18 protein-coding genes and 4 pseudogenes are annotated in these 21695 nt (G+C 50.1%); 13 read left to right on the top strand and 9 right to left on the bottom strand.

Annotated features, from left to right (window positions below):
- Window positions 1-92: 92 nt before the first annotated feature.
- From EO763_RS03760 to EO763_RS23850, 4 genes and pseudogenes are all read right to left on the bottom strand, one after another.
- Window positions 93-1010, bottom strand: coding sequence for a nucleotidyl transferase AbiEii/AbiGii toxin family protein (locus EO763_RS03760; protein ID WP_161528135.1), 918 nt, complete (start codon window positions 1008-1010; stop codon window positions 93-95).
- Window positions 994-1539 carry a type IV toxin-antitoxin system AbiEi family antitoxin gene (gene abiEi, locus EO763_RS03755; RefSeq protein WP_161528134.1) on the bottom strand — a complete coding sequence of 182 codons (546 nt, stop codon included), beginning with the start codon at window positions 1537-1539 and terminating at the stop codon, window positions 994-996. Before abiEi ends, EO763_RS03760 begins: the two co-directional genes overlap by 17 nt.
- A 561-nt stretch (window positions 1540-2100) precedes the next feature.
- Window positions 2101-2430: a DUF1493 family protein gene (locus EO763_RS03750; protein WP_244322049.1), complete on the bottom strand. Its 330-nt coding sequence runs from the start codon at window positions 2428-2430 to the stop codon at window positions 2101-2103.
- Window positions 2430-2890: pseudogene (locus tag EO763_RS23850) on the bottom strand (STM2901 family protein). Before EO763_RS23850 ends, EO763_RS03750 begins: the two are co-directional and overlap by 1 nt.
- 129 nt (window positions 2891-3019) lie before the next feature.
- Between EO763_RS23850 and EO763_RS03740 the strand changes: the two are divergent.
- The 7 genes and pseudogenes from EO763_RS03740 to EO763_RS03710 all read left to right on the top strand — a co-directional run bounded on the left by EO763_RS03740 (window position 3020) and on the right by EO763_RS03710 (window position 6740).
- Window positions 3020-3260 (top strand): annotated as a pseudogene (locus EO763_RS03740) (type II toxin-antitoxin system Phd/YefM family antitoxin).
- Window positions 3250-3333, top strand: a pseudogene (locus EO763_RS23785) (type II toxin-antitoxin system RelE family toxin); the annotation flags it as partial. The pseudogenes EO763_RS03740 and EO763_RS23785, both read left to right, overlap by 11 nt.
- Before the next feature lie 105 nt (window positions 3334-3438).
- A complete protein-coding gene (locus tag EO763_RS03730) occupies window positions 3439-3834 on the top strand; it encodes a type II toxin-antitoxin system TacA family antitoxin (RefSeq protein ID WP_244322047.1) in 396 nt (131 codons plus the stop codon).
- A 1-nt stretch (window position 3835) separates the two neighbouring features.
- Window positions 3836-4351: a GNAT family N-acetyltransferase gene (locus tag EO763_RS03725; RefSeq protein ID WP_125232317.1), complete on the top strand. Its 516-nt coding sequence runs from the start codon at window positions 3836-3838 to the stop codon at window positions 4349-4351.
- Window positions 4352-4685: 334 nt separating this feature from the next.
- Window positions 4686-5264 (top strand): hypothetical protein, encoded by a 579-nt coding sequence (locus tag EO763_RS03720; RefSeq protein WP_161528132.1) that lies wholly within the window; start codon window positions 4686-4688, stop codon window positions 5262-5264.
- A gap of 271 nt (window positions 5265-5535) precedes the next feature.
- A pseudogene (locus EO763_RS03715) lies at window positions 5536-5817 on the top strand (ABC transporter substrate-binding protein); the annotation flags it as partial.
- Between the two features lie 296 nt (window positions 5818-6113).
- The gene (locus EO763_RS03710; protein ID WP_039491068.1) at window positions 6114-6740 is read left to right on the top strand and encodes a LysE family translocator; all 627 of its coding nucleotides are present in this window, start codon (window positions 6114-6116) and stop codon (window positions 6738-6740) included.
- A 45-nt stretch (window positions 6741-6785) separates the two neighbouring features.
- Here EO763_RS03710 and EO763_RS03705 read toward each other — a convergent pair whose 3' ends face one another.
- Both EO763_RS03705 and EO763_RS03700 read right to left on the bottom strand, forming a co-directional pair.
- The gene (locus EO763_RS03705) at window positions 6786-7268 is read right to left on the bottom strand and encodes a GNAT family N-acetyltransferase (protein WP_029367525.1); all 483 of its coding nucleotides are present in this window, start codon (window positions 7266-7268) and stop codon (window positions 6786-6788) included.
- A 248-nt stretch (window positions 7269-7516) separates the two neighbouring features.
- Window positions 7517-7942, bottom strand: coding sequence for a hypothetical protein (locus tag EO763_RS03700; protein WP_039491070.1), 426 nt, complete (start codon window positions 7940-7942; stop codon window positions 7517-7519).
- A gap of 511 nt (window positions 7943-8453) precedes the next feature.
- Here EO763_RS03700 and nifJ point away from each other — a divergent pair.
- The 4 genes from nifJ to EO763_RS03680 all read left to right on the top strand — a co-directional run bounded on the left by nifJ (window position 8454) and on the right by EO763_RS03680 (window position 14838).
- A complete protein-coding gene (gene nifJ, locus EO763_RS03695) occupies window positions 8454-11987 on the top strand; it encodes a pyruvate:ferredoxin (flavodoxin) oxidoreductase (RefSeq protein ID WP_161528131.1) in 3534 nt (1177 codons plus the stop codon).
- 243 nt (window positions 11988-12230) lie between these two features.
- Window positions 12231-12767, top strand: coding sequence for a cytochrome b561 (gene cybB / locus EO763_RS03690; RefSeq protein WP_161528130.1), 537 nt, complete (start codon window positions 12231-12233; stop codon window positions 12765-12767).
- Between the two features lie 21 nt (window positions 12768-12788).
- A complete protein-coding gene (locus tag EO763_RS03685) occupies window positions 12789-13586 on the top strand; it encodes a deaminated glutathione amidase (protein ID WP_161528129.1) in 798 nt (265 codons plus the stop codon).
- A gap of 184 nt (window positions 13587-13770) precedes the next feature.
- Window positions 13771-14838 (top strand): L,D-transpeptidase family protein, encoded by a 1068-nt coding sequence (locus tag EO763_RS03680; protein WP_161528128.1) that lies wholly within the window; start codon window positions 13771-13773, stop codon window positions 14836-14838.
- 63 nt (window positions 14839-14901) lie between these two features.
- On the opposite strand, the gene EO763_RS03675 is transcribed toward EO763_RS03680, so the two are convergent.
- A complete protein-coding gene (locus EO763_RS03675) occupies window positions 14902-16182 on the bottom strand; it encodes an O-acetylhomoserine aminocarboxypropyltransferase/cysteine synthase family protein (RefSeq protein WP_010295775.1) in 1281 nt (426 codons plus the stop codon).
- A 321-nt stretch (window positions 16183-16503) separates the two neighbouring features.
- Between EO763_RS03675 and EO763_RS03670 the strand changes: the two genes are divergently transcribed.
- Entirely contained in the window at window positions 16504-17991 is a 1488-nt protein-coding gene (locus EO763_RS03670) for a mannitol dehydrogenase family protein (RefSeq protein ID WP_161528127.1), read from the top strand.
- On the opposite strand, the gene EO763_RS03665 is transcribed toward EO763_RS03670, so the two are convergent.
- Entirely contained in the window at window positions 17984-18358 is a 375-nt protein-coding gene (locus tag EO763_RS03665) for a hypothetical protein (protein WP_039496998.1), read from the bottom strand. The genes EO763_RS03670 and EO763_RS03665 overlap by 8 nt on opposite strands.
- Window positions 18359-18741: 383 nt before the next feature.
- On the opposite strand from EO763_RS03665, the gene EO763_RS03660 reads away from it, so the two are divergent.
- Window positions 18742-20268 carry an MFS transporter gene (locus EO763_RS03660; RefSeq protein ID WP_161528126.1) on the top strand — a complete coding sequence of 509 codons (1527 nt, stop codon included), beginning with the start codon at window positions 18742-18744 and terminating at the stop codon, window positions 20266-20268.
- 396 nt (window positions 20269-20664) lie between these two features.
- Here EO763_RS03660 and EO763_RS03655 read toward each other — a convergent pair whose 3' ends face one another.
- Window positions 20665-21675, bottom strand: a complete 1011-nt coding sequence (locus tag EO763_RS03655) for an AI-2E family transporter (protein WP_161528125.1) — start codon at window positions 21673-21675, stop codon at window positions 20665-20667.
- Window positions 21676-21695 lie beyond the last annotated feature (20 nt).

Raw genomic sequence — 21695 nt, 5'->3', positions numbered from 1 at the left:
ACCCATTAATCTATTGATTATTAAAAATAAAAACCTCTGGTGAAGAGGGTGAACAGTTTTGTGCAAAATCTTTTTATTTTGGCTACTGACGGTTACATGACGAACGGTGCTTTTCCGTCCTCTCCTTTTAACGCTTGCTGTAACGAGCCTAAGAGTGCTTTTAGTTCACCGTTCAAATACTGACTGAATGCCTCCCGCCCTAACGTTCTATTAAATACCGCTTGTGGCAGGAATCGCCGCATTTCAGCGCTAAAGCGGCCATCCCCCACAACCTGATCGATACTCTGTATGCGCTGTACCAGTAGCTCATCATAATTAGGGATGCGGTAATCCTGTATTTTCTTATGAATCAGATCGATATCATAAGTCGCGTTTTGCTGGAGCAACCACGGTAAGTCCCAAACGTCACGATAGCGGATATATTTAGTGGTCGCGACGAGTGAAACCAGCTTGTCACACATCACTTCATTAAGCGTTTCACACATGACCAGCGTATCGGAATAACCATCGGGTAAAACCTCATAGTTACGTTTTAGCGTCATCGGCGCTCGGGTATAAGCCGGAATATTGGCGATCTCAATCTTGATCCGCTGTCTCGGCATATCACGTTTTTCCGGTGCCGTGGTCACGGACACCTGCCATTTGTCGATACGGACTTCCTCATAGCCGGGTTCATTCCGTAGCTCATTTGGCTCTTTCACGTTGACCTCAAGGCCGTAGCGATTCCCCAGATAATCTTCAATACAGGCTTTCATGTTTTTTAGGTCTGCGCCAGAAAACGCAACACCACCGGCAAAATCCAAATCCTCACTGAAGCGGTTTGCGCCATGACATAACCTTAACGATGTACCGCCCTGAAAAGTAAGCTGTTCTAACAAGCCCGCGATATCAAGACAGTAGAGAATGTCATAGTGCAAAAGCTCCTTTTCCACCACATTGCGCAAGCCTTCAAGCTCGGCTGATCCCACCGCTTTGCTGACCAGTTCGGCAAAGTTAACTTTCTGATTCATGATGTAGCTCCGATTCGTCAATCAGATGGGTATTGCGTCCAACGCGGCGTAAATCCCTCACAGCGGTTTTCTTCGTCGCGTGCCGTAACGGGGAGCTACCAAAATAGGTATCCTGCAAAATCTGCTCTGGTGGCCGCTTGGTATGGGTAAATTCAATCACCCCAAAAGGCGTTTTATGTTCTTCGGAACGTCCGGTGGTCATCACCGTGATCCGGTCAATCGGGATTTGAGAAATCACGCCATATTCAGATAAGGCGGATTCGAGGCTAAGATAGTTATATTCACCACGGCGTAGCGCTAACACGATACGCTCAAGCGTATAGGCATCTTTGCTTTTGGCATGGTTATAAACGTACACGCCGCGAATAGCACGGGTTAGGATGCCATCTTTTACCAAACGATTTAGCCCGGCATTAAACGCTCTGGGCGTATCCTCATGGAAAATCTTGGCTAAATCGCGGGAGGTGAAGACATAACGCCCTTGCTTATCGAATGCGTTTAAACGTTCAATAGCAGTGATCCTGTCCATTTATAAGTCCACATGAAAACCACACAATTGTGTCATTCACGTATACTTGAATAAAAACCACTCGTCAAGTACACATGAATGACACCAATAAGTGATATTCGCGTGTACTTATAAAAAATCGTCATAGATTAAGGTGACAAAAAGGTGGGTTTCACAGGGTGAGATCGTTGGACAAAATCCCTATCACTTTTCAGCATTGGTATACGCTTAGGTATACCAACAAAGTCTGAATTCAAACTTAAAACATAAAGATCATCACGTTACGATAGATATTCAGATTCCCCCAGCCGATGAAGTACGAAAAGCCCGCATGGCGCAAGCCCTGCGGGCTTTTTTGTGTCCGTCATTGTCCGTCATTGTCCGTCATTGTCCGACGATATCCGGTGGTTATTGGCTACGTTTAGGTATACGCAAACTGAGCATACTGGTTAATCTTTGGCTGAAAGACGAATCAGACGCCGACTGGCTGCCCAAATGTGAGTCGGCGATGTAGACACCAGAAACGACAAAACCGACTCCAGCCGGTTTTTTACGTCCAAACACTTCAATAATTAGATGCCTCTAATCGTATAACCATTTCCCTGCTTTAGCTGACTCAATAATCATCCCGACAGTGAGCGGTTTTAACGCTTTCAATAGTGGTTTCTTTTGCCAGATTGGATACTCATATTCAAAATAATTTCCTCCATCAAAGTTTGAATACTCAATATTAAAATGTCCGAATACATCAAGAAGGAAATCGTGAGCATCCTCTGGTAGAAACTGATAATCATCCTGTAACGTCCAGTCTTTAGTGACTTGTCTAATTTCGGATTTAAACCAATTTTTCCTAATCGGGTAACGTTCCATGAGATATTGAATAACCTCATTTTCGATATCTCTTTTACTCATCAGAAATACGTCCATTCAATGCAGTCTTCTGGCCTAGCGATCAGATTATACTGTCGACGGGTGTCCCTTGCTACCAATTGCATTATAGCTATTAATTGGACATAACCTATCCATGGAATATAACGCCCAACAAAAGAGGCAATCTTATTCGTTGGAACCATCTTCAATGTCGCAAGATTTTTTCCCATAGGCGTAAGCGGCCTTAGCCCATAAGGGAAACGTAAATCTCTGAGCAATGCTCGTGATACTCACTGGTTCCGGGCGTCGCAGTGGCGGCGGATAGTTTTCCTGACACCTTTAGATAAGGTTGCCCTGAGAGGATCAGCACCGCCGCTGTAATTTCTAAATCGGTACGAGAAGAAAAATTTTCAAGAAAGATCAGGTTAAATAACTCACCGGCAGTTAAATTAACATGCCCATGATAATAATATGTGTTATTGAGTTCTTCAGTAGTATCCATTAAACCTCCCTGTTTTTAATGTATTTTCAATATTATTTTATTTGGTGTCACATTTATACCGTGATGTTACTGCCTTTTTGGTTAAGTGCTAAATTCAGTATCAAATATCATACTTAAAAGGGGCTGATTATGTCCGTACAACCTATCCTTGCAAATGCAGCTGTGAGTATCAGCGACTTTAAAAAATCGCCCAATGCCGCGTAACGGTGAGCCTGTAGCGGTGCTCACCAATGGCCGTATCTCTGGCTACTATGTTTCCCCGGAAACATGGGAGGCGCTGGCCGACTATCAGGAAGATATCGAACTTGCCAAAATCGCCCGCTCACGGATGAAGGGGAAACGTGTGAAGGTCGATCTGAATGAGCTATAAGCTGGAGTTTGAAGAGCACGCGCTGAAAGAATTTAAGAAGCTGAGCGCTCCGATGCGGGAGCAGTTCACCAAAAGTTGAAAGGTGATGAGTAACTCGTCACCTGTTCACCAACTCATCACCCTTTAATCTATTGATTAATAAAAATAAAAAACCATAGTGAAGAGAGTGAACAGTTTTGTGCAAAATCTTTTTATTTTGAGGGAAGTACCCTCATCCTCGATGCGAATATTCAGCCTATCTTTTAATTTGCATGTTTTATATACTGAACGTACGGCAATCTGCCGGGATTATGAATATGAGGTAACTATGCCTACAACCGCAAGACTGGAAGCGCGCATTCCTTCGGAACTCCACGCATTGATCAAACATGCCGCCGAGTTACAGGGTCGTACAATGACGGATTTTATTATCACAGCAACGCAGGAAGCCGCTAAAAGAGCCGTAGAAGAAACCGCGATCCTGAGACTGGCAATTGAAGACCAAAAACAATTTGCTGATTCACTGCTGTCCGAATCGCCGGTTTCCCCTGCATTATTAGGCGCAATGAAAAGGCGTAAAGCGCTGGGAAGATAAAATGAGCTTATTGACCTACACGCTACTTGCCAAAAGCCATAACAAGAGAAACTTTAATTGCGGCGTTCCTGAGTTAAATACCTACCTGCAAAAGTATGCTGGGCAGGACAGCAGGGAACGCTTTACTAAATGCTATGCTGCCGTTGATGAAAACAATAACGTAGCGGGCTTTTATACGCTCTCTTCCAGTGCAATCGATATCAGCGGCCTTCCCGATACGATTACCAAGAAACTTCCACGTTATCCTTCTGTACCTGCTGCGTTACTTGGCCGCCTTGCCGTCGATTCTCAATTTGCAGGAAAAGGCATAGGTGGTTCATTACTCGTTGATGCGCTCCTCAATGTGTCGCGCTCGACGACAGGAATATGGGCTTTACATGTCGATGCTAAAGATGAGGCTGCGAAGAATTTTTATCTGAAGTATGGATTTGTTGCCTTTCAACGTAAGCCTAATTCTCTCTATCTTCCTATCACGAATACCCTGTTAAAAGAATTAGCTTCATTTGAACTGGCCTGATTAGCATCCAGCAGGATCAGGATTAAGAACACATTAACACCACTTAAAAGTGACCTTCGCGTGTACTTATTAAAAAAATGGAAAAAGAACGGATTATCATGGAGCATAAGCGTTTGCCCCCTGTCACTCATCGCCATTTTTCGTAGGCTCACGTTTAGGCCTACAAATAAAGTCTGAACTCAAACTTAAAACATTAATATCATCATGTTATGTTGGATATTCAAATTCCCCCAGCCAATTCCCGAGCCATAACAAGCATCTCTATTGATCCTTTAAGTCGTGAAGTCATGTAAAATACCAACAAAACAAGCTGTTAATGTAAGGTCATGGATAGATGCACCGTCTCTATAAAAAAGCGATAACTTATTTATTGTCGAAGGATTTTCTCGTTACTCTCCTCGTCTTATCTATCATGCTCGCTATTTTCTGGTACATGCTTTGGGCCTCGCAACTGTCACGTCGCACGATACTGATCGATACACTCCCTGACTTCACTATCTACCTTACCTTTGGGATCGTTCTGGGACTTATCTTTGCTGGCAGGGCGCTCTACTCTCGTTCGGTAAAAAAGAAACTAAAGCACACGCTCGAAATGTTCCTGGGTGGCTTTGTGTTGGGATTTCTTTCCATCGTGAATAGCTTTGACGTGTACGTTTATCTGTTTCCCGATGACGTGATTAATTACACATCCGATTATGAGATTGTTTTTCCTGGGCCACCAAAAGGGAAAACGAGTCGTTGTGAAGCAGGTTTATGGATTAGAGATGTTCATACTGGTCAGTTGAAACAGCTATGTACCAGTAGAGAGACGTTATTTAAAAAAAGAAGGCAAGGAATGGATGAGTTGTGGGTCACTGCGCGGGTCAATAAACTCGGCACGTATATTGTCGATTATCACTTTACCTACAAGTAGCGCTCACCTTCAAGCTCGCCAATTCCACCGTATTATTGGCACATTTAGTAAGGTTAATAAATTAAAATATCGGAAACTCGCTTAGGTCGGTTTTCGGTATGCAATGAATATCAGTCCCCCGCCAAAAATGAAATCATCCACTGGAATGTATTTCCTTTTTACACGTTTGGACATCACCGATATCGAAATTTTATATCACGAAAGCAAACAATAACAATTTATTATAATTTTAAATGACGGGTATATACGACCCAAAAGAGGTGTTACTGCTATGTTCAGAAAATTATCTCTCCTGAAGATCGTTGTCATTTTTGCTATTTCTCCCTTTGCATTTGCCAAATCAGACATACTGCGTATCGGCGTCGATTTAACGTATTCTCCCTTTCAGAGCATGGATAAAAATGGTAATCCATCGGGGTTTAAAATCGAGGTACAGCAAGACACTATTCAGGAAGTCTATGCCAATAAATATTGGCTACCCGCTGGGGTGATGGTTAAAAGCTATCCCGATCAGGAAGCCATTTATGAGGATTTACAGTCAGGAAGAGTAGAAAAACGCTATTTCTCGATATCGATTTAAGCGTGAAGGAATAATATCAGGCGCGGTTAACAGGTTATTTCACGCTAAACCATTCTCCCTGACCGACGAGAAGGCCGGGGAGATTCTTGCTGGAACAAGAGTTTACTACCATACCCAGCAACAGAATGTTGATAAAGAGGGCAAGCGCCATCAGCCCCTTTTCTGTTACTATCACGCGTTAGAAAATAGCGATATATATGTGAATATATTTCGCTTCACATCACCATTCTCAATGTCGCTTTTACAGTGAACTACACGCAGGAGAAACCATGAGCCTTCACCTCTGGTTGGCTTATACAGGCATCATCATCGCTCTGATTGCCATTCCGGGCCCATCCGCCTTAATCAGCATGTCGCACGGTTTACGCTACGGCGCTTCACGCGCAACAGCAACCGTACTCGGCGGCGTCAGCGCGGCAATGATATTGATGTCCTGTTCAGCATTGGGGTTAGGTGCCATCCTCGCTGCGTCAACCACCGCATTTACCGTATTAAAAATTATTGGCGCGGTTTATCTCATCTGGTTGGGCATCGCGTCATGGCGTTCTAAGGATATGGGCACTACGGAGCAGGACGTGCAGGAAGCCTCGGCTCCGGGCTGGTTTCCGCTATTCCGCAAAGGCTTTCTGGTCGGGATCAGTAACCCGAAAGATCTGCTGTTTTTCGCCGCACTCTTCCCAAATTTTATCGATACCAGCGCCCCACACGCCATGCAGCTCATCATTCTGGCGGTAACCTGGGCAGTCTTCGATTTCAGCATCATGTTTATCTATGCCTGCACTGGCCGTCGTTTATCGGGCCTTTTCTCCAGCCCACGCCGCATCAAGCTGTTTAACCGCTCGACGGGCGGAATCTTTATTCTGGCAGGCACGACGTTGGCGGCGTCAACGCGTTAATTAAATAGGGCTCCTGCTGCCTTCTGGTCGACAGGAGCCATCGCGTTACGATGCCGTCACAAAATCAGCAATACCCTTCTCGTCCATCCGATAGCGAACCCACTCATCCTGCGGCTTCGCGCCAATGCTTTTATAGAAATCGATCGCGGGTTGGTTCCAGTCCAGTACGCTCCATTCCAGCCGTCCGCACTGTCTTTCCTGTGCAAGACGCGCAACCTGTTTCAGCAGCGCTTTACCCGCTCCCGCTTGACGATACGCCTGCGCAATGTAGAGATCTTCCAGATAGATGCCATATTTTCCCAGCCAGGTTGAGTAGCTCATGAAGAAAATCGCATAGCCGACAGGCTTGCCATCAATCTCGCAAATCAGCGTTTCAGCCGTCGCTCCCTCGCCAAACAGCGAGCGCTCAATATCCTCAAGCGAAGCCAGGACTTCGTGGCGTGCTTTCTCATACACGGCAAGTTCGATGATTAAATCCAGAATCACGCTCGCATCTGATTTCTGGGCGGGGCGGATGACAATGTTTATAGAGGCAATATTTATAGAGGTCATGTTCATAAAGGCTCTTTTCTCCGGTGCTAATTTTTCCAATGCCAACAATCACCAAGGCTTGCCATGCTACCGGATTAAAAATCAGTTACACAACGACATGACGATTTCAGTCATATAGAGAAGGAAGGAATACGTTAGGTTGAGAATGCCAGGCTCGCCGCTCTCGCTCAATCAATAGCACGAGAGCGACGATAGGAAGGTTATCAATCTGGCTGTTTTTTCTTTTAAACGCCGAGAACGTCAGCAGCCTGCTCGCTTTCCACTTTGGAAAAGTTCGCGTAGGTCAGCGCATCAAGCAATGCGGCGCGATCGATCGTTGGATAAATCTCTGGGCTCTGCAAAAGCTGGCCGATTTCCTGAACGGTTAGCTGGGGATAGATCGCGTGTGATGCAACAGCAATATCGCGAGCGGCGTAACACAACTTACGTAAAATTACCGCAATTTGCTGGTATGTGATCGCCTCCTGATACACGGTATAAAGCACATCAGCAATTAATGTCGACGTCAAAACCGAAATACGGGACACATCACCCGCTCTTCCTCCCAATGCCTGAAGGATGTGTTCAACGGCCTGTTCTGGCGTTTTTCCCTGCGCCTGTTGTGAAGCCAGTACGGAAACCAGTTTATTTTTTATTTCATCATTTGCCATCGTTCGGTTCCTTCATACATTGATTACAGATGTTATTTTAGTATAAGCACGCTACCTGTCATGGCAGTAATGAGCAAACAAAATCATACGGCGGTACCCTTCAATAGGTACAAAAAGATATCAACCCGCTCAGCGGTGTATAATATGCCCAATTTTAGGAAACGCGGGCTCTCCCTCATACGAAAGCCACACGTAGAAAGATCGCTTGAAGTATGACGGGGTATCCCTAAATAATTCGAGTTGCAGGCAGGCGGCGACGCAGTGAATCCTCAGGAGCTTACATCAGTAAGTGACTGAGGTGAGCGAGAAAAGCCAACGCACATGCGGCTTGAAGTATGACGGGGATAAAACACAGTTTGATACAACTCCGCACACATCATTCCACCCTCTTTTTTCCTGAAATGCGATAATCCTCCGATAAAAATCGTATTTTCGTTTATTCCCAGTCATTTTCATCGCCCGAAAAGACCATGTAAAATGAAAGGCTTAGTGAGCAAGAAGGCTATAAGTCATGATCACCACCGACGGTAATAACGCAGTCGCCTCTGTGGCCTGGCGAACCAATGAAGTCATCGCCATTTACCCGATTACGCCCAGTTCCAGCATGGCTGAACACGCGGCCGCCTGGTCGAGCGATGGCGGGCTGAATATATGGGGAGATACGCCCCGCGTTGTTGAAATGCAATCGGAAGGCGGCGCGATCGCTACCGTCCACGGCGCATTGCAGACGGGCACACTCGCCACCACGTTTACCTCATCGCAGGGTCTGCTGCTGATGATCCCCACGCTGTATAAGCTGGCCGGTGAGCTAACTCCGTTCGTCCTGCATGTCGCTGCCCGTACGGTTGCGACGCATGCGCTTTCCATCTTCTGCGATCATTCGGACGTTATGGCCGTGCGCCAGACGGGTTGTGCCATGCTGTGCGCCAGCAATGTGCAGGAATCGCAGGACTTTGCGCTGATCTCGCAAATCGCCAGTCTGAACAGCCGTCTGCCGTTTATTCATTTCTTCGACGGTTTCCGTACCTCACACGAAATCAATAAGATTGAGCCGCTGAGCGATGACGTGATCCGCCAGCTCCTACCACAGAAATCCATTGATGCACACCGTGAGCGAGCGCTCACACCGGAACGCCCAGTGATTCGTGGCACCGCCTCTAACCCGGATACCTTCTTCCAGGCGCGTGAAGCAACCAACCGCTGGTATGACGCGGCTTATGAGCACGTTGAGCAGGCGATGAACGATTTCGCCGCCGCGACAGGACGCCAGTACCAGCCGTTTGAATACTACGGCCACCCGGAAGCGACCAAAATCGTCGTCCTGATGGGTTCCGGCGTCGGCACCTGCGAAGAAGTGATCGATACACTGCTGACGCGCGGCGAGAAAGTCGGCGTGGTGAAAATTCGCCTGTATCGTCCGTTCTCTGCCAAGCATCTGCTGGCCGTCATTCCACAAACGGCGAAGAGCATCGCGGTGCTGGACCGCACGAAAGAGCCGGGTGCACTGGCAGAACCACTGTATCTCGATGTGATGACCGCGCTGGCCGAGGCGTTCTCCGCAGGTGAGCGTTCACTTATGCCACGGGTTATTGGTGGCCGTTACGGACTGTCTTCCAAAGAATTTACCCCGCAGTGCATACAGGCGATCTTTAATGAGTTAGCACTTGCTAACCCACGGCCGCGCTTCACTGTCGGGATTTATGACGATGTCACCAACCTGTCTCTGCCACTGCCGGAACAGCATTTCCCCAGCAGCGCGTCACTTGAAGCCCTATTCTACGGACTGGGCAGTGACGGCACCGTCTCTGCGACCAAGAACGCGATCAAAATCGTTGGTGAAACCACCCCGATGTTTGTGCAGGGCTACTTTGTCTACGATTCGAAAAAAGCCGGTAGCCTGACCGTTTCCCACATGCGTGTGGGCCCGCACCCGATCAACTCAGCCTATCTGATTGATCAAGCCGATTTCGTCGCCTGCCATCAGTGGCAGTTTATCGACAAGTACAGCATGGTCGAACGGCTGAAGCCCGGCGGCGTTTTCCTGATCAACTCGCCGTATAGCAGCGACGATCTGTGGCACCGTTTGCCGCAGGAAGTGCAGGCAGGGCTGAATCAGCGCAACGCCCGCGTTTATTGTATCAATGCCGCCAAGATTGCCCGCGAGTGCCATCTGGGCGCGCGTATTAATACCGTCATGCAGATGGCGTTCTTCCACCTGTCACAGATTCTGCCAGCCGATGTGGCGGTAGAAAAACTGCGAACCGCCATTGCCAAGAGCTACGGCAGTAAAGGTCAGGAGCTGGTTGAGCGTAACTGGCTGGCGCTGAGCGCCACGCTGGAAGCGCTGGCAGAAGTGCCGCTGGAAGCCGTCAACCCAGACAGCCCGCAGTGGCCGCCTGTGGTTTCCGACGCCGCACCCGATTTCGTCAAAACCGTCACGGCCGCGATGCTGGCAGGTTTGGGCGATACGCTGCCCGTATCTGCCCTGCCGCCCGATGGCACCTGGCCGACTGGCACCACCAAGTGGGAAAAACGCAATATCGCGGAAGAGATTCCGCTGTGGCAGCCGCAGCTTTGTACGCAGTGTAACCACTGCGTTGCCGCCTGCCCGCACTCGGCTATTCGCGCCAAAGTCGTTCAGCCAGACGCAATGGAAAATGCACCAGCCTCACTACAATCGCTGGATGTGAAAGCGCGCGATATGCGCGGTCAGAAATACGTGTTGCAGGTCGCTCCGGAAGACTGTACCGGTTGTAACCTGTGCGTAGAAGTCTGTCCGGCTAAAGACCGTCAGAACCCAGAAATCAAAGCCATCAATATGGAATCCCGTCTGGATAATCTGACGGCGGAAAAAGAGAACTTCGATTTCTTCCTGCAATTACCGGAAATCGACAAATCCACGCTGGAACGTATCGATATCCGTACTTCTCAGCTGATTTCGCCGCTGTTTGAATACTCCGGCGCCTGCTCCGGCTGTGGCGAAACGCCGTACATCAAGCTGCTGACGCAGCTCTATGGCGATCGCCTGCTAGTCGCGAATGCGACAGGTTGTTCGTCTATTTATGGCGGTAACCTGCCTACCACGCCGTGGACGACTGATGCCAACGGCCGCGGTCCGGCCTGGGCTAACTCGCTGTTCGAGGATAACGCCGAATTCGGTCTGGGCTTCCGTCTGAGCGTCGATCAGCACCGTCAGCGTGCCGTGCGCCTGCTCAACAAGCTGGCACCGCAACTGCCGCCGGATCTGGTTAACGCGTTGCAGGAAGAATCCATCGTGCCCGAGCTGCGCCGTCAGCAGATTGAACAGCTACGCGGGTTGCTAGCCGCTATCAATGATAACGACGCCAAGGTACTGGCGAGCGAAGCCGACCACTTTGTCGATAAATCCATCTGGCTTATCGGCGGGGACGGCTGGGCGTACGACATCGGCTACGGCGGGCTGGATCACGTCATGAGCCTGAGCGAAAACGTCAATGTGCTGGTGCTGGATACGCAGTGCTACTCCAACACCGGTGGACAGCAGTCTAAGGCGACACCGCTGGGCGCCGTCACCAAATTTGGCGAGAAAGGAAAACGTAAAGCGCGTAAAGATCTCGGCATCAACGTCATGATGTACGGTCACGTGTATGTCGCGCAGATCTCACTGGGCGCACAGCTGAACCAAACGGTGAAAGCGATTCAGGAAGCCGAAGCCTGGCCGGGCCCGTCGCTAATTATCGCGTACAGCCCGTGTGAAGAACACGGCTACGACCTGGCATTCAGCCACGATCAGATGCGTCAATTGACGGCAACGGGCTTCTGGCCGCTCTACCGCTTCGACCCACGTCGCGCCGAAGAAGGGAAAGCCGCGCTGGTGACGGATTCTCGTCCACCATCCAGCAGCCTGAGCGAAACGCTGCTGAAAGAGCAACGCTTCCGCCGCCTGAATAGCATGATGCCGGAAGAAACCGCGCAGCTCTATGAAGAAGCGGAGCTGGATCTGCGTCGCCGCTTTGACTTCCTGACGATGATGGCAGGCAAGGCAGAGAAAAACCCGCAGGAATAACTTTCTCCCTCAAACCGGCTTCGGCCGGTTTTTTTATGACATGCCATCCCTGGCCGCCACCCTTACGGGCCGTTGCGTTTTCCCCTATCCAAACGAGGTTGAATAACGAAGAATCCAACGCGGATAGTCCAGTTTGTCAGGCATGGTAAAGAGGGGCTGACAAGACGCAAGTTACCTTATACTTTATGAGATTATTCGCTCGTTACGGTGTCAAACCGCTCTCAACGTCGCAGAGGACGAAACATGAAAGGAAAGTTCGCACCATCGCAGATTGCATTGCACTGGCTGGTTTTTCTGTTGCTCGTTGTGACTTATGCCACCATCGAGCTACGCGGATTTGCTGAACGCGGTTCGCTGCTGCGCACCGTGATGATGGTGACGCACTTTAGCTGCGGCGTAGCCATACTGGTTCTTATGCTGGCTCGCTTGTTCTTACGCCATCGCCATACCTCACCAGCCATTACGCCACCGCCGTCACGTTGGCAAAGTGCGCTGGGCTCACTTACCCACGCCGTTATTTACCTGCTGTTTATCACGCTGCCGATACTGGGCGTTGCCTCGCGCTATTACAGCGGTCGGGACTGGATGCTTTTTGGTATCAGCATGCCAACAGCCGCGACACCAAATTTTGACCTGGCTGAAACGCTGATCGGTTGGCATGAAACGCTGGCACCGCTAGGGTACTGGCTCATCGCGCTGCATACCGCCGCTGCCCTGTTCCACCACTATGTCATGAAAGACAACACGCTGCTGCGCATGATGCCAGCCAAGCGCGATTAATCGGGCCACGAAGGAGCAAGCATGAAAGTCGCACTGGGACAATTCGCCGTTGACCGCGAATGGCAGCAAAACGCCACGACCATCACTGAGTTCATGTCGGCAGCACAGCAAAACGGTGCCGACCTGCTGGTGCTGCCTGAAGGCGTGCTGGCTCGCGATATCACCAATCCAAACATGGTGCTCACTGCTGCTCAACCGCTTGATGGCCCGTTTATCTCGCATCTGCTGGAAGCCAGTAAAGGCAACAATCTAACGACCATGCTGTGTGTGCATATCCCGAATGGCGAAGGGAAAGTCTGGAACACGCTGCTGGCGCTGCGCAACGGCGAGATCGTTGCTCAGTACCGGAAGCTGCACTTGTATGATGCGTTTTCCGTACAGGAATCGGAGAATGTGCTGGCAGGCGAAGACGTTCCACCGCTGTTGACCATCGCTGGGTTTAACGTCGGGCTGATGACCTGCTATGACATCCGCTTCCCTGAGCTTGCACGCCGTCTGGTACTGGACGGCGCAGACGTACTCGTTCTTCCTTCGGCCTGGATCAAAGGGCCGCTGAAAGAAGCGCATTGGGAGCTACTGGTGCGCGCCAGAGCATTGGAAAACACCACTTATCTCGTCGCCGTTGGCGAATGCGGCGTCAAAAATATCGGCAACAGCATGGTGGTCGATCCTTTAGGCGTTGTCGTAGTTCAGGCACCGGAAACACCCGCTCTCATCTATGCCAACATTGACCCTGAACGACTGGCGTATGCCCGCCAGATTCTTCCAGTTCTGGCTAATCGCCGCTTTAACAAACCCACGCTGGAAGATGAAAATTGAGTCGCGGTTCACTCTACGCTGCTTTCTTTCTCATTCGGGCGCCAAAAAGTGTGATTAGTTACACATGTTGTTTCCCTCTGAGGCCGTTCTGCACATATAATGCGCATCCGGTCGTCATGGCGACCCTAGCAGACCAGCCTCCTGATTCGGGGGGTGCATTCACCACTCAAATAAAGAAATGAAAATGAGTATTCGCGCGATCTTTACTTTAGTTTTTGCAGCAGCCGCATTCAGCCAGGCCGCTTTTGCCGTTGTTTATCCTCTGCCTGCGGCTAACAGCCGACTGATAGGCGAGAATATCGACATCACCGTACCGGAAGACAGCACACAGCCGTTGGAACATTTTGCAGCACAGTTCCAAATGGGTCTGAGCAACCTGATGGAAGCCAACCCAGATGCGGACGTTTACCTGCCTATTCCTGGCAGCAAAATGGTTATTCCTCATCAGTTGATTCTGCCAGATGCACCGCGTGAAGGCATTGTCATCAACAGTGCAGAAATGCGTCTGTACTACTACCCGAAAGGCTCCAAGACCGTGGTCGTGCTGCCAATCGGGATTGGCGAGTTAGGTAAAGATACGCCGATTAACTGGACGACCTCCGTTCAGCGCAAGAAAGCGGGCCCAACCTGGACGCCAACCGCGAAGATGCACGCAGAATATGCGGCACGTGGTGAAACCCTGCAAAAAGTTTTCCCGGCTGGCCCAGATAACCCAATGGGGCTGTATGCGCTGTACATCGGTAACCTGTACGCGATCCACGGCACCAATGCCAACTTCGGTATTGGCCTGCGTGTAAGCCACGGCTGCGTCCGTCTGCGCGCCGATGATATCAAGTATCTGTTCAACAACGTTCCGGTCGGTACTCGCGTTCAGTTCATCAATGAGCCAGTGAAAGCCACCGTTGAGCCAGATGGTTCACGCTATGTTGAAGTTCACAATCCGCTGTCTCGCACGGTAGAAGAATTCCATTCTGATTCTCCGGCACCGATCAGCATGACGCCAAAAGTGAGCAAAGTTCTGGCCGACGCCAGCGTAAACACCAGCGAAGTCGATCAGGCAATCCAGAGACGTTCTGGTATGCCCACCAAAATCAATGGCCTGATCGAACAAGCCACGCCAGCCATTCCGGTTGAATCTGTTGCGGCACCTATCGCACCAGAAGTACAGCCACAAGATAGCCTCAATGCCGTGCAAAATGCCGCACCGGTTGAAGCACAGACGACGACCCCAGCTGACGCTAACCGTTCGTAATCGCTTATGACGCGTTGGAAACCCGAATCGGTTTCCAACGCGTTTCTCTAACATCCCTATCGTTTACTTTTTCTGTGAGGCTTCCAGCGCCTGCGCTACATCAGCGATGATGTCGTCAATGTGCTCAATGCCGACCGAAATTCTGACCAGATCCTCACTGACTCCCGCTTTCGCCAACTCTTCCGCATTCAACTGCCGATGCGTGGTACTTGCCGGATGGCACGCAAGCGATTTGGCATCGCCAATATTCACCAGTCGTAAAATCATCTTCAGCGCATCAATAAAATGCCCCCCTGATGCTTTCCCGCCCTTAATGCCAAAGCTGATAATCCCAGACGCCTTACCCGAGGTAATTTTGTCGCAGTTTGCTTTGTAAGGGCTATCCGGCAACGCGCCATAGTTCACCCAGGTAACCAGCGGATGCTGATTCAGGTAGCCAGCCAGCGCTTCGGCATTGCTGCAATGGCGTTCGATGCGCAGGCTGAGCGTTTCCAGCCCCTGCAACAGCAAGAACGTGCTGTGCGGAGAAAGCGCCGCACCGGTATTGCGCAACGGCACCACGCGGCAGCGCCCAATATAGGCCGCCGGACCGAAAGCGTCGGTATACACCACGCCGTGGTAAGAAGGATCGGGCTCATTCAGTAACGGGAAACGCGCTTTATTCGCGACCCAGTCAAACTTGCCGGAATCGATAATCGCGCCGCCGATTGTGGTGCCATGACCGCCGATATATTTGGTCAGTGAATGGACGACGATATCTGCGCCGTGCTCAAAAGGTCGGCACAGCACGGGCGTCGCCACCGTGTTATCAACAATCACCGGAACGCCGTGACGATGCGCAATCTCCGCGATTTTGGCAATATCGACGATATTTCCCGCCGGATTCCCGATAGATTCACAAAAAACGGCTCGAGTGCGTTCATCAATCAGCGATTCAAGCGTCGTAAAATCATCGAAAGAGGCCATCCGCACCTCAACCCCCTGACGCGGCAGCGTGTGGGCAAACAGGTTATAGGTGCCGCCATACAGCTGGCTGGTGCTGACAATATTGTCCCCAACCTGCGTGAGCGCCTGAAGCGAATAAGTAATCGCCGCCATACCGGATGAAAGCACCAACGCGCCAATACCGCCCTCAATGGCTGCCAGCCGCTGTTCCAGCACCGCATTCGTCGGGTTCATGATACGGCTATAGATATTGCCCGCCACCTTCAGATCAAACAGATCGGCACCGTGCTGCGTGTCGTCAAATGTGTAAGAAGTCGTCTGGTAAATCGGCACGGCGGCGGACTTCGTTGTCGCTTCAGATTCATAACCATGATGTAGCGCGAGGGATTCAAGTTTCATCTTACGGGCCTTTTTGTTGATCGTTGGAGTGAGGAAAATATCCAGACAAAATAGCAGACAGCGGTCGGGAAAAGCACTTGATGATGTAGAAGAAATGGAGATAAGTTAGTAAAAACAAGACTAAATTTCAGCGTTACATTATTACGCTGAAGCCCCCTCACAAAATCGTGCTCCACCGCGGAACCGAATCTGAAAAAACGATAAGATTTGCGCAGAGAAAAAAACGTGCGCACCGTAACCTATCTGCGCGTCACGTATTGCACCGCCTGCAAATCACAGCTACTTTTAACGTTATAAATCCCCCCACCCGAAGCGCAATAAATGACTGATAAAATAAAAAATATCGCTACCTGCGAATTGCCTGCCAACGTCCAATTCCCCCACTACGATCGTAAGGCGCTGAAGCCGCGCATCGTCCATATCGGTTTTGGTGCTTTTCATCGCGCTCATCAGGCACTGCTCACCGATCGCGTGCTGAATATGGTGGGAGGAGACTGGGGAATTTGTGAAGTCGTACTGTTCAGCGACGACACCATGATCAATGCGCTGCGTCAGCAGGATCATCTGTTTACCGTGTTGGAAAAAGCGGCGACGGACAATCAGCCGATTGTCGTTGGTGCCGTGTGTGAATCGTTACATGCCAAAATAGAAGGCATTGGTGCCATTATTGAGAAACTCGCCGCGCCAGAAACGGCCATCGTTTCCCTAACAATTACCGAAAAAGGCTATTGTATGGACGGAACGAGCGGCAAGCTCGATCGGACCAATAAGCTGATTCAACAGGATCTCAGCGATCCTCGTCATCCCGCCTCGGTGCCGGGGTTGCTGGCGGAAGCGCTGCGCTTGCGTCACGAGCGCGGGATTGCGCCGTTCACCGTCCTCTCGTGCGATAACGTGCCGGAGAATGGCAAAACGGCCAAAGCCGCCGTACTGGAATCTGCGGGGCTCAACGATCAGAGCCTGATCGATTGGATCGAGGCTAAGGTTTCTTTCCCGAATACGATGGTGGATCGCATTGTCCCTGCCGCAACGCCAGAAGCGTTGCAGGAAATTGCCGATCACCTCGGCGTCGCCGATCCCTGTGCGATAGCCTGTGAACCCTTTATTCAATGGGTGATCGAAGATCATTTCACTGCCGGACGCCCTGAGTGGGAAAAAGCGGGCGTGCAGCTGGTGCATGACGTACTGCCATTTGAAGAAATGAAACTGCGCATGCTGAACGGCAGCCACTCGTTTTTAGCCTATCTGGGCTATCTCGCCGGTTATGATCACGTCAGCGACTGTATAAATGACGAGAACTATCGCCGTGCAGTGTCTCATCTCATGCTGCTGGAGCAGGCACCGACACTCAGCGTCGTGGATATCGACCTGAAAGACTATGCCGTTCAGCTGCTTACCCGTTTTTCCAACCCAGCGCTCAAGCATCGAACCTGGCAAATCGCGATGGATGGTTCACAAAAGCTGCCCCAGCGCATGCTGGAATCGCTACGCTGGCATCTGCGTAATGGCGGAGACTATCGCTGTCTGGCATTAGGGGTCGCTGGCTGGATGCGTTATGTCAGCGGAAAAGACGATGCGGGCAACCCTATCGAAATCCGCGACCCGCTGGCTGACCAGCTCAGACTGGTCGTTGCAGAAACGTCAGATAGCCCCGAGCGGGTCAGTGCGTTTCTCAATATTCGTTCTATTTTCGGCGAGGATCTGTCAGCAAACCACGATGTCTTCAACGCTATCGCACAGGCTTATCTGAAGCTGCGCGATCACGGCGCGAAGAACACCGTGGCCGCACTGGCACAAGACTTTAAATAACGATAAATCCAAGCAGCGCAAGATATACCGCACTTTGGGCACCCAGCGACAGAGTGCGGCCTTTACCTTTTGTTTCATCCAGCCACGGCAGCGATGACCAACTCATTCCCGCACCAATAACCGCGATCAACAGCATCGCTGCGGCAACCAGCCAGACAAGCTTATCCAGCAGCGAATTGGGAAACAAAATTTGCATTGCGGAAACGACGAGAAACAGCGTAACGCAACGCAATACCCCGACCAAAATACCCGCACGATCTCTCAGCCCACGCGGTGCGGAAGACGGTAACCAGGCCTGAAAAGCAAACAACCCAACTACGGCAATAAAAATCACATAAATAATGGCATAGACCAGCAAATGACTCACGTTACGGCTCCTGATGAGGGAATACGATAAAGTAAACTGGGCGGGATGATGACGACATTTCCGCTCTGCGGTCAATGCGTTATTTCACATCATGCTATCGATTTGTGGGGCAGCGCCCACTATCGCCTCGTCGCCAATCTGCACGTATAATGCTTTTCCGTAATAAATTTACATACTTTGTAAATTAAGAACATAAACGCATGATCAAATAATTATAAAAAGCAAATTAAAATATCTTATTTCATGATCTGTCTGACAAATCATCATTAAAAGCGCCCTAAAGCGTGATCGCCAGTTTACTTTCTTTTCAATAGAGCAAATGATAAAGAAATGATAGTTCAATAGAACTGAAATATTGTTTCATATTTGTAATTAGGCTGATCATGAATAAACCAATCTCTTTTAAACATACGTTCTGCTACGGCAGCGCGAACCTGCTTGGCAGCGGCGCGCTTGCTATCAGCGGTGCATGGCTGATGTATTTTTACACCACATTCTGTGGGTTAACATTGGTTCAGGCTGCTGCTATCTTCTCGGTTGCCAGCATCATCGATGCGATCAGTAACCCCATCATGGGATACATCAGCGATAACTTCTACAACACCCGTGTTGGTCGCCGATTTGGCCGCCGCCGCTTCTTTATTTTGCTGGGTGTCCCGCTGGTTCTGGTCTACCCCATGCTATGGGTTGAAGGCTTTGGCTTCTGGTACTATCTGGCGACGTACGTGCTGTTCGAGCTGATTTACACCTCGATCATGGTGCCGTATGAGACGCTGGCTACCGAAATGACCTCTGACTTTAAACTGCGCTCTAAGCTGACAGGTTCTAAAGCCATTTTCGGTAAAATCGCCAACTTCTTGGCGGCGTTCATTCCTGGGCAGTTTATTGCCATCTACGGTAAAGATTCCGCAACGCCATTCTTCTACACCGGTCTGGTCTACGGTGCCATTATGTGTGCAGCAATGATCGCGCTGTATATGACATCCTGGGAGCGCCCGGTAAACGAAATCGTCCGTGAAAGCACATCGAGCCTGTGGCAAGCGATGAAAAAGCTGAGCGTGGATATGGTTTCCACCTTCCGTTTGCGTATTTTCCGCAAGCATCTGGGGATGTACCTGTTTGGCTTTGGCGCTGAGTGGCTTTTCGCTTCCGCGTTCACCTACTTCATCGTCTTTGGTCTGAAGCAGAACACGGCGTTGGTATCACACCTCAATAGCTTCAGTTCGATTATGCAGCTCATTTCTACCGCAGCCTTTATCGGTATCTGCGTCAAAATGGGCTTTGCGCGGCCGTTCCGTCTGGCCTTGATGGTAGTGATTGTCAGCGTAATAGCCTATGCCGCACTCTATTTCGCTAACTGGTCAGAAGACATGACCATCTTTGTTCTGTTCGCCATTACTGCCGTATTTGGCCTGAGCACGGGCGGTATCTACTATATCCCCTGGACGGTTTATACCTTCCTGGCCGATGTGGATGAAGTGCTGACCGGGCGTCGCCGTGAAGGTATTTACGCTGGTGCCATGACGTTCGCCGGTAAAATGGTTCGCTCTGTGATTGTCTTCGCGATGGGCTGGACACTGAGCCAATTCGGCTTTGTTTCCGGGCAGTCAGTGCAGCCGGAATCTGCCGTACAGGCGATTGTTGGCGTGTTCTCGCTGGGTGTTATCGGTCTTGCGCTGGTTGCGATTTACTACACCACGCAGATGAAGCTGGATCGTAAAAACCACGCCATTCTGCTGGAAGAGATTGCACGTATCAAAGCGGGCGGCGCGATTGCCGATGTACCAGCTCACGCTCGTGCTGTCGCAGAAGAGCTGACGGGCTGGGAATATGAGAAATGCTGGGGCAACAACCCGTTAGGCGTTCAGTCAGAAGAGTCTAAACCGCAGGTTGCGACTGCACAGCATTAATCGAAGACGTTCGTTTATTGAAGACGTTCGTTTATTGGAAACAAGCATCGATTGAAAACAGGCATCAATTAACTGTTATCAACTAAAAACAATCAGCCCAATCTCGTATTGGGCTGACTCAGAATGTTGACGAACCTTTTTGCCGAACGAAAACGGGAGTAACGGAATAGAAGAGTAAAGCGTTTGCGCCAGGGATGGCGCAATCCGAGCGCACAGGGAAGTGTTCACAGCGTCTTTACGATCTATCCGTTACTACCGCTCGGCGGCCTTTGTCAGCAACCTCAATCAGCCCAATCTCGTATTGGGCTGATTCATTTAGCGCTTCGTATTTTGATTAACAGAGCAGGCAGGATATGGCAGGCGATGGCGTCAATCGCCTGCCAAAATGGCAGGATTTTAAATCAACGAGGCTTCTTTCAATTCGCTTTTCAGGTAAGCGTAGTATATCGGGGCCGCAATCACACCGGACAAGCCAAATGCCGCTTCAAACACCAACATCGCCAGCAGGATTTCCCACGCGTGCGCTTTGATCCTTGTCCCAACGATTTGTGCATTCAGGAAGTACTCAAACTTGTGAATCAGCATCAAATACACCAGCGCGACCAGCGCAATCGGCAACGAAAGCGATAAGCCAGACAGGAAAACGATCGAATTGGAGATCAGGTTACCAACCACTGGCAGCAGACCGAAAACGAAGGTAAGCACCACCAGCGTTTTGGCAAACGGCAGATGGATGCCACACAGCGGCAGAGCGCCAAGAATGAAAATGGCAGACAGTATCGTGTTAACCGCAGAGATTTTCACCTGCGCGAAAACAATATTGCGGAACGATGCCGACAACAGCGAAACCCGACGCAGCAACTCCGCTTTGAGTAACGGTTTTTCCGTGTCTTTATCGACATTATAAAGCGAGACAATCGCGCCCAACACCATACCAATCAGCATCGTCACAAAACCATGTAGAAAACTTTTCCCCATGTTCTGCAACATCACAATATGCGCCTGAACCCATTGCAGCAGCTCGTGCTGGAGCTCTTCAATACTGACCGGCAGATACCCCGGTAAGTAGTGGACGATCTGCTGCTGGATGTCATTGAGGATGTAGCCAATGCGCACATTGAAAGCCGCCGTATCCTTCATTTCCTGCATCAACAACCCGACCAGACTGCCAAACAATAGACTTAACAGGCTGACGACCAGCGTGCTGATCACTGCGACCACAATCCAGCGGGCACGCTTACCGCTGATGACCCGTTGGAAATAGGGCGTCAGTAAATTCACAATTTCATACACCAAAAAACCGGCAATAAAGCAGGCCAGCAGGCGTAAAGGCAGCAATATAAGCAGGCCACCCATAACAAAGAAAAAGCTCAACAGGCGAGCTTGTTTCAGATTTAGTAACTGCATGATGACATCCCGTATGAAGA

Origin of the sequence: Pectobacterium odoriferum, assembly GCF_009931295.1 — a bacterium.
In the GTDB taxonomy this organism is placed as follows: Bacteria; Pseudomonadota; Gammaproteobacteria; order Enterobacterales; family Enterobacteriaceae; genus Pectobacterium; species Pectobacterium odoriferum.
Note: the sequence above shows the minus strand (reverse complement) of the source record. Positions and strands in the feature narration are given on the sequence as shown.